Origin of the sequence: Kistimonas scapharcae, assembly GCF_039540975.1 — a bacterium.
GTDB lineage: Bacteria > Pseudomonadota > Gammaproteobacteria > Pseudomonadales > Endozoicomonadaceae > Kistimonas > Kistimonas scapharcae.
The window spans coordinates 1-8,762 of record NZ_BAABFL010000070.1 but is presented as its reverse complement, the minus strand read 5'-3'; the positions used below and the strand labels follow the sequence as shown (position 1 = coordinate 8,762).

Here is an 8,762-nt window from a genome sequence, read left to right as displayed (position 1 = left end):
TCCCCGCCAAATCCGTGAATCTTCTTCAGGTTGTGAAGGGCACACATAAGCTGCCACTGCCCGTTGACCTTGGGGCGTCCCCGTAAAGTGAGTTCCGATAACCCCATCGCCTGCATGTGGGCAAAAGGTGGTTCGGCAACCGCGAGCCGCTTGCTGTAAACCCGTTTGCCAGCCGGGCTGTCGATCTTGTCTTTCATGATTTGCAGAACATCCGGTTTCTGCTGGTCGACGACCTCCTTATAAAAGAAGGCGACAGAACGCGGCCTTTTCTGGTCGGAGCGGCGCAGGCACTGCGCTTTCATCGGACAATCCCGGCAATGGTGTACATAACCGCAGAACTGATAAGCCGGTTGTCCGCCAATCATCGCCTTCGCGCTGCTGAGCCACATGGGTTTCCCGGCCGGACAGGAACAGGTCATGGTGCGGGTATCGAACCGAAAGTCTCGTGTCGTAAAGCGTCCGGTGGCAACCGTTCTGCCTCGTTTTCTGGCCAGCGCCGCCCGTTCCTTTTTATGCTGAACCCGGAAACGTCCGGCCTGATCAAAGTCAGGATCACGCTGGCGGTATTGGTTGTCAGCGATATAGGCATCCACGTTTAGCCTGGACAGTGCTTCCAGGTTCTCCCTGGAATGAAAACCACTGTCTGCGGTTATTCTGGCGGTTTTAAAAATATTGCTGTGCCCCAGCCAGCGACATTGGGCATCAATCGCTTTTACCGTCGGGATCAGGGTCGATTGCTCGGCACCCTGACCATAGGCTTCCCCATGCATAATGACCTGGTGCTTACTGTCGACAGCCGCCACCCCACAGTAACCCTGGATGACTTCTTTGGCAGTCTTCATCTTGGCGCTGTCCGGGTCGGTCACATTGCCTTTAAGCGGCTGGTTACGTTTATTGGTTCGCTCTGGCTGTTCCTTCAGGAACGTCTTGATGCGGCGTGAGGCTTTTTTCAGTGTCTCAATACGCTGCTCGTCGTCTCGTTGATGCTGAGGATTCACTTGTTCATGAGCATCGTGTTCCCGATGACGTTTCAACAAACGGGAAACGGTTTTCTCCAGCTTTTTCTTTTTACCTTTAAGCTCGCTGTGGGTACCGCTCCATTCCTTGCTGGCATTGGATGACATCTTGCGACCATCAATGGCAAACATGTCCTTACCGATCAGACCGAGCTGGTCACAGATCATCAAAACCCGAATAAACAGTTGTCCCACCGGCTTGTGCATACGACTGATAAAGTCGGCAATGGTCGTGAAATGCGGCTGACTGTCAGCTGAAAGCGCCATGAAGACCGCATTCTCACGACAGGCTTTCTCAATCCTGCGGCTGGATGTGATGCCTCGGGAATAAGCAAATAATACGATCTTCAAGAGCATGGCCGGATCATACGCCAAGCGCCCGGTATCATCGTTATGGTAATGATCATGGNTGTCGTACGGCTTGAAGCGAGGCATGGCAGGGCTCGAAATAGAACTCTGGGGCAGATTTCTAAAGGATATCTGCTATGCCGGGGACTGCCAGTGCTTCCAGACGTTTTTCTACAGACTCAACGCCCGCATTTGCGGCTGATTTGGAGTGCAGCGGAAAACCAGTCCGACAACATACGTTTGTTATAACTTGCCATGAATATTTAAAAGGTCAGACCATGGATCATCTGACTCTATACGATGAACTGCTCGGTGACAGTTTGCACATACGATAGCAAGGTCAGATTCCTTGGTTTTTTCACCAGCCTTTATTTTGTTCAATGGTTTCTTATGGTGAGCTTCTGCATAACTAAAACCGTACTTGGGTAGAAAGTCATAACCACAAACCTCACAAAATAAGGCGCCATGCTCCTTAACAAATCTATCTTTTGCTTTTTTTACTAGTAGGCTATCGCGCTCCCTTACTTTGTGAGTTCTAAGACGCGTTTTACTTTCATCTGTTTCATACTCGTCACCTTCTAAGTCAACTATTTCTCCGCACCACAAAGACCATATTTTGGTAAATTCGCTTGATGATAATCTAAAGTTTGTACCTTGCCTTGCCGTTAAAAGCTGCATCTTTGACAATTCGTTATCTCTGAGCAGCAGACCCGACTCAACTAACCCTTTCTCAATATCAAGACGAGTCTCCTCGATCTTTATTCCAACTTTGGTCTCGGAAACCTCTCTTTTCTCCCAATATTCTTCAAGCAAGAATTCAGGATGAAGCACTTCGCTCTTATTCACAGGAGCTTCAATTATTTTTCCATATGCAACTAATCCATATGGATCTTTAGATTTACCTTTAGAGCGCCATATGAAAACTCTGTCACCAACTTGCATTTCATCTTGATGCTTCTGATGTTTGACAGCCCAGTAGATATAGTCGAAGCCTTTAAGGTAAGCATCTATATCAAAGTCTTCTCTATTTCCTCTAAATATCCAGTCGGTCACATTAGCTCCCTCAAGTTATAACAGAGGTTTATACGAACCGAGTTCGCATAATGTACTATCTATTTATTAATTGTCTTTTATAAAAGATCTGTATATCAATGTGTTAGGTCTGTTTCGGGCTGAATACCCATTTATCAGCTGGTTCGCATTTGCTGATTTTTTATTATGTTCGGTTAACATAATATTCTCTGAATAAAGCTAGAAACTATCTTTTTTCAGGAGGTTATGAAGTGTTCTTCATAAACATGCATATGCGAAACATCAATTCCGTCACTAGTGTGAGCTGGCTTGCCTGATGGATGTAGAAAATGAGGTCATCTGGACTCGCGTTATTTTTCAGACACGCTACCGCCCGCCGGCCCACACTCTTCACCGAAAAAGCTTTTCACATATTTTTAGCAACTAATGTCGTTTACTTGGACGAGCGCCAAGATTATACGGATGTACCAGATAATGAAAATGCTCTGAATCGTGTTTCAGTCGGGCAGATACGCTGTTGTGGCGGTCTCAACACGTTTTCCCACCTGCACACTCTTGGCTAAGCTTAAAAAATCACCGGTTTTGGCAAGGATGACACCATGGATATCAAGGAGCAGATAGAAAACGGCATCATCGCCCATGGCGTGTGGAAAATGCGCATCCGGCGGGCCATCACCTCCGGCCAGAGCGATTGGTCACCGGAGGTGGTGCGTCAGGATAACCAGTGTGAATTCGGCCAGTGGCTTTACGGCCTGGAAGATAAATCGTCACCTTTCTTTGACGACGTAAAATCCCTGCATGCGGAATTCCACAAAACCGCCGCAGCCGTTCTGGCCATGGCCCTGGCAGGCAACAGGGATAAGGCGATAGCCGCCCTCAATGTCGGGGGCAAGTACGACACCATTTCCCATGCCTTGAGCGAGAAGCTCATGGCGTGGAAGCGCAAGGCCTGATGTCACCTTCTTCGATAGCAGTCCGGTGCTGTGTGCGGACTGGTTCCCTGCTGTGTTTCTTAAGCCATTCACCCGCGCACGATCAAAACATAACGTTATGTCTCAAATGCAGAAGCCGGCGGTTGCCTTAAGGCATTGAGCAGCTTGCAGGTTGTGTTTTAAATGCAGGGCGTGTCGTGATATTTCAGGATGAAGTTAAGCGACTGCTTAAAGGGTGGTAGCCGAGGCCGGACTCGAACCGGCACGCTTTTAAAGGCAACGGATTTTGAATCCGTCGTGTCTACCAATTCCACCACTCGGCCATAGTAGATCATCGGAAGGTTATGAGGGTGCAGCAGGAAATAAGGTGCGTTTCACACGCAGAAACTGCGCTGGAAACCCTTCCGAAAGCGAGCGGGAGTATATCAAAACCTTTTCAGCATGCAACAGACTTTCGTGCTGTTGTGCGCGTTTGTGTCGGAACATTTCTCGGGCAGGGGGGTCAAATTTGCAGGGGGCGTGTGTTTGTACGATGTTTTCAGTGTGGTTTCGCCACCGTCATCCCTGGTAAGCGGTTGATGCGCCATTGTGATGGCTTTCCCTGGTCGCCCGGGTGCCCGTAATCATCGGGTCCGCCACTGTCGTGAACGAAAGGAGTGTTATGCAGAGCAGAACCCTGGGCAGCACCTTCATTATTGCCGGCACGTCCATCGGCGCAGGGATGATTGCCATGCCGCTGGTGACGGCGATGGTGGGTTTTCGGGCCGCTGTCATTTTGATGGTGGTGAACTGGCTGCTGGCGGCGGGGTCTGGTCTGCTGGTCGCCCAGGTCTGTTGTGCCCGCACTAATGTGACGACGCTGTTTGGCGCCGCCAGCGAGCAGCTGGGGCGTCCCGGCCGGGTAGCGGCGACGCTGGCCACAATCTGTCTCCCTTATGCACTGTGTGCGGCTTATATTGCCGGGGCTGCGGGTTACCTGGCCGGTTCCCTGGAACACTGGTTTGGCCTGGTGCTGCCGTTTGGCGGGGAGGCCATTGCGGTCACCCTGGTGTTTGCCGCCGTCATTCAGGCAGGCACCCGTTATGTGGACTGGGTGAATCGCTCCCTGTTCCTGCTGCAGCTGGCCATGCTGGCGGTGCTCTTGGTGGCTTTATTGCCTTCCGTTGACTGGGCCCGGCTGGATAGCCCCATGACCTCGCCCCATTACCTGGTGGCGGCCCTGCCATTGTTCTTTACCTCGTTTGGTTTTCAGGCCACGGTGCCGAGCATAGTCCGGTACCTTGATGGGGACCCGAAACGCTTTCGTCCCGCCATCCTCTGGGGAGCGAGTTTGCCGATGCTGGTCTACCTGCTCTGGACGGCGGCATCCAACGGGGTGGTGTCCCACGATGCCCTGGTGCAGATGAGCCATGATCAGGAGCCTGTCAGTGCGCTGGTTATCTCCCTGAGTGAAGCCAGCCACTCAGCCGGAGTGACGACGGCTATTTCGTTGTTTACGGCACTGGCGCTGACGACCTCTTTCCTCGGGGTGGCCCTGGGGTTGTTTGACTATATGGCGGAAGCCATGGGGCATGCGGATTCAGTCAGGGGGCGCTGTCGCACCGCGGCCATCACCTTTCTGCCCCCGTTGGTTGCCGTGCTGATGGTGCCGGGGGCGTTTATTGCCGCTTTGGGATTTGCGGCTGTTGCCCTGGTGGTGTTGGCATTGCTGCTGCCGGGGTTGATGGTCAGGAAGCTCTACGGCGACTGTCTTGAAGGCTGGCAGCAAGCACTGTTATGGCTGGTGATGGGGGTCGGTGGGGTGATTATTCTGGCGCAGGTGCTGGTGGGCGTGGGGGTTATGCCCCGGTTGGGTTGATACGTGCCTTCCGGTTGAAGGCACTTATTCCGCATTGGGGCAACCCGTTACGGCAGTTTGTTCAACGCTTTCAGTGATACGCCAACGACCAGAACGCCAATCGCCTTGCCCTGGTCCATGACCGGTACAGAGACTTGCACTACCATGGTGCGGGTACTTTTATCGAACTCGGGTTCGCCAATCACCACCTTGCCTTTGCCGTTGTCAAACGCGTTGATCCATTTGTCTTCATCCCCCTGCCAGTAGTCTGAGGTGAACTGGGTGACGGCGACATTGGCGCCCTTGTTGTCGCACAGGAACATTTCGGGGTAGCGGGGGCGGTGCTTTTCTGCGACCTTCCGTAAAAACTGGGCGGCAGGGTGGTGGAATGCCCGGATCATCAGGTTGTTGGGGGACCCCTTCTGTTTCATCACCGTTTTCCAGCTGGCATCCATCTTCTTGATGGCGCTGAGGGGGATATCCAGTTCATTTTGTTTTCTGGCCGCATCAATCACCTTCTCAAGGCTGACCCAGGTTTTGATCATCTGGATATCCTCCGCCAGCTGGGCTTTCATCACAGACGTCAGCCCCTGGGCTTGCAGCGAAGTGGTCAGGCTGAGCAGTAAAGTCATCAGTGCCGAAAGGCAGAGGCGGGGCATGGACGTTCCCTCGTCACAAATCAAGCGGGTATATAAACACACTATAGGAGAGTCTGGCCTGCCTGGCTTTTTTAGGGGCTGGTCGTCTTTAAGTTGAACACTGTCGTCTGTTGCAGGCAGCAGGCTGTGAATGCCCTATAATCGTGCACAGCTGTACAAGAATAATAACTAGAATGTGGCAGCATGAAGCGTTTTATCCGGTTATCTTCCCTAATGTCCCCTTACCTCGCTGGCGGGTTATGTCTTTTTCTGGCGGGTTTGCTCCTGGTCTCCTTTTGGCTGGCGGAGGCGCCAACGCCAGGGGGGACCGATGATGTATCCGATGAGTCTGTCGGCACGGCCATTGGTCAGCGTCACGCGAGTGTTCCCCTGAATGCACAATCCCCGGCGCCACCTGAAGCGCACGATAGTGGCCTGCCGCGCTCGTTGCGGGGCACTGTGCCGGATGGTGTTATCCAGCTGGATGCTGACGGTAACCTGATGATTACCCGCGGTATTCGCGACCGTTTTGACTACTACCTTGCCACCCTGGGTGAAATCTCATTGGTACAGCTGATCGACAGAATTGAGTCCGAGCTGGCGGCAGGCTATGCCCCGGAAGTGGCCACTCGGCTGAAGGCATTGCTGCACCAGTACATTGACTACCGTGAAGCCTTAATGGTTGAAGCGCTTGAGGCGTTGCCTCCACTGGACCATAAGATGGATATCGCAGCCTATCAGCAGCGCTGGCAGAAGTTATACGACCTGCGCCGGCGTCATCTCCCATCAGATGTGGCGGATGCTTTCTGGGGTGCGCAGGAGCGGTACGACCAGTACGCACTGGAACGAATCAGCCTCTTGAATAATCCCGGCCTTTCTGATGATGAACGCCAGGCGGCGTTATCCGTACTGGTGGAGACCTATGTCGATGTGGCCGGTGCTTCAATCGCGGCCCGTCAGCCGTTGACGCTGCTGGCAGCGCAGCAGGCAACCGCATCGGAACAAGCGGATTCTGCAGCGTTATACCGCCAGCGGGCTTCTGTCTGGGGGGATGCTGCAGCTGAACGGTTGGCGGCACTGGATCAACAGCGGCAGGCATGGGAGCAGCGTCTCCAGGCCTACCAGCAGGAGCGGACTGTGCTGGTAGCGTCCGGCGTTGATGAAACCGCGCTGGCCACATTGCAGCGTCAGCATTTTTCTGACCATGAACTGCGACTTGTGCAGGCTATGGAACGATTGCAGTAGCAGTAAGCATCCGGTGTTAGCCGGGTAAACCACCGGTTCTCTGGGCAGTCGGGAGTGACCTCAATAACAACAAGAATCAACGATAATCGGGATTGAGCAGAGCAATGACAACACAGGCAATGAAAACAGGCATCGCCGGGCTGGCGCTGGCGGTATTGGTGGCAGTGAGTCAGCCATCACAGGCGTTCTGGTTCTGGAAAACAAAAGATACCTATACCGAAACCCGGTATCCCATCGTACTGGTCCACGGCATGCTGGGCTTTGATGCGATATTGGGAGTGGATTACTGGTACCGGATCACCGGCGAGCTGTCCCGGAGTGGCGCCGAGGTTTATGTGGCGCAGGTGACGGCGCTGGACAGTTCCGAAGCCCGTGGGCTGGAGCTGATCACCCAGCTGGAAAACCTCAAGGCGATTACAGGGGCAGAGGGTTTTAACCTGATCGGTCACTCCCACGGCGGGCCAACCAGCCGGGTGGCTGCGAGTCTTCGGCCGGACCTGGTGAAGTCAGTCACCAGTGTCGGCTCGCCCCATAAGGGCAGTCCGGTGGCGGATGTTGTGCTGGGTGTCAGTGAAAAACCGGTGGCAGAAACGGTGGTGACCGGTGTGCTCAATGGTCTGGGCACATTGATCAATGGTCTGTCCAGCAATCCGACCGATAACGGGCAGGATGCCATGGCCTCGCTGCAGGCCCTTAGCCTGGCGGGCAGTGCGGCCTTTAACCAGCAGTATCCGGAAGCAATTCCTGCAGATTGCGGCGAAGGGGATTATTCAGTCAACGGTATCCGTTATTACTCCTGGAGCGGCACGGAACCGTTTACCAACCCACTGGATGTCACCGATTACGCCCTGACGCTGGTGGCCCTGGCGATCGATGAGCCGAATGACGGGCTGGTGGGCCGGTGCAGTTCCCACATGGGGATGGTGATTCGGGATGACTACAAAATGAATCACCTGGATGAGGTGAACCAGGTGCTGGGGCTTCACAGCCTGCTGGATACGGATCCGGTCACGGTGTACAGGCAGCATGCCAACCGGTTGAAGAACGCGGGTCTCTAAACAGTATGGGAAGGGCTGAAAACGCCCTTCCGCTCTGCGAGGGGTGATTATTTGTCGTCGGGGATTTCCAACGAATAATCCACCGAAAGAATGTTCCCGCTATTGTCTGTTTCAAATATAAATCCCATCAGGTCTCGAAAAAATACACCACGAATGAAAAGCCACTGGTTGCCATTCTGCCGGATGGCCTTGTGTTCCATGTCTTCGCTGCCATATCCTTCCCTGATGGGGTACAGAATATCCAGTGCCGCTTCAAGGATGGAAGCATCCTGCCGGGTTTTCAGCTGGAAATCTTTTTTCAGGCATTTCTTGAGTTCAGGCACCGGTTGATTGGTTGAGGGATTGTCTATTTCGATGACCCGGCCTTTCTGCATGGCCAGAATGACTGCGCTTTCTGAGCTGTAGTTGTTGTTTCTTCTGGTAATCGTGGTGTCGTAAAACTGTGCGGAAAACGCCCTGGTCAGGGCTTTGCTCTCCAGCTTGGTGATATCCGTTTCTATTGTGACGTTTTCACGTTTCAGGATGGCGGCATGAATAGCCTGTTCTTCCGCTTCGGTGAGGGACTGGTTGGGTCGTTTGTAAGTACTCAAAAACTCCTGTGCAGACCACATGGCAGCCAGCATGAGGCGTATTCGATAATATTTGCCAGTCTCGGA

8 protein-coding genes and 1 tRNA gene are annotated in these 8,762 nt (G+C 53.2%); 4 read left to right on the top strand and 5 right to left on the bottom strand.

Going from position 1 to position 8,762, the window contains the following annotated elements; genetic code table 11:
• Together ABD892_RS03920 and ABD892_RS03915 are read right to left on the bottom strand one after the other, a co-directional pair.
• Nucleotides 1-1,373 (bottom strand): transposase (locus ABD892_RS03920; protein ID WP_425559163.1); only part of this gene is annotated, 1,373 nt, incomplete at its 3' end.
• A gap of 234 nt (nt 1,374-1,607) precedes the next feature.
• On the bottom strand, nt 1,608-2,417 hold the full coding sequence (locus ABD892_RS03915) for an EVE domain-containing protein (protein WP_345194040.1): 810 nt from the start codon (nt 2,415-2,417) through the stop codon (nt 1,608-1,610).
• Nucleotides 2,418-2,995: 578 nt separating this feature from the next.
• Between ABD892_RS03915 and ABD892_RS03910 the strand changes: the two genes are divergently transcribed.
• Nucleotides 2,996-3,349 (top strand): CZB domain-containing protein, encoded by a 354-nt coding sequence (locus ABD892_RS03910; RefSeq protein ID WP_345194038.1) that lies wholly within the window; start codon nt 2,996-2,998, stop codon nt 3,347-3,349.
• Between the two features lie 215 nt (nt 3,350-3,564).
• On the opposite strand, the gene ABD892_RS03905 is transcribed toward ABD892_RS03910, so the two are convergent.
• Nucleotides 3,565-3,651, bottom strand: a tRNA-Leu gene (locus tag ABD892_RS03905).
• Between the two features lie 338 nt (nt 3,652-3,989).
• Between ABD892_RS03905 and ABD892_RS03900 the strand changes: the two genes are divergently transcribed.
• On the top strand, nt 3,990-5,186 hold the full coding sequence (locus ABD892_RS03900; RefSeq protein WP_345194036.1) for an aromatic amino acid transport family protein: 1,197 nt from the start codon (nt 3,990-3,992) through the stop codon (nt 5,184-5,186).
• A 47-nt stretch (nt 5,187-5,233) separates the two neighbouring features.
• Here ABD892_RS03900 and ABD892_RS03895 read toward each other — a convergent pair whose 3' ends face one another.
• A complete protein-coding gene (locus ABD892_RS03895; protein WP_345194034.1) occupies nt 5,234-5,824 on the bottom strand; it encodes a PDC sensor domain-containing protein in 591 nt (196 codons plus the stop codon).
• A 183-nt stretch (nt 5,825-6,007) separates the two neighbouring features.
• Between ABD892_RS03895 and ABD892_RS03890 the strand changes: the two genes are divergently transcribed.
• Together ABD892_RS03890 and ABD892_RS03885 are read left to right on the top strand one after the other, a co-directional pair.
• Nucleotides 6,008-7,048 (top strand): lipase secretion chaperone, encoded by a 1,041-nt coding sequence (locus ABD892_RS03890; RefSeq protein WP_345194032.1) that lies wholly within the window; start codon nt 6,008-6,010, stop codon nt 7,046-7,048.
• Nucleotides 7,049-7,152: 104 nt separating this feature from the next.
• Nucleotides 7,153-8,106, top strand: a complete 954-nt coding sequence (locus ABD892_RS03885) for a lipase family alpha/beta hydrolase (RefSeq protein ID WP_345194030.1) — start codon at nt 7,153-7,155, stop codon at nt 8,104-8,106.
• A gap of 47 nt (nt 8,107-8,153) precedes the next feature.
• Here ABD892_RS03885 and ABD892_RS03880 read toward each other — a convergent pair.
• Nucleotides 8,154-8,762: hypothetical protein (locus ABD892_RS03880; RefSeq protein ID WP_345194028.1), on the bottom strand; the 609-nt coding region annotated here is incomplete at its 5' end.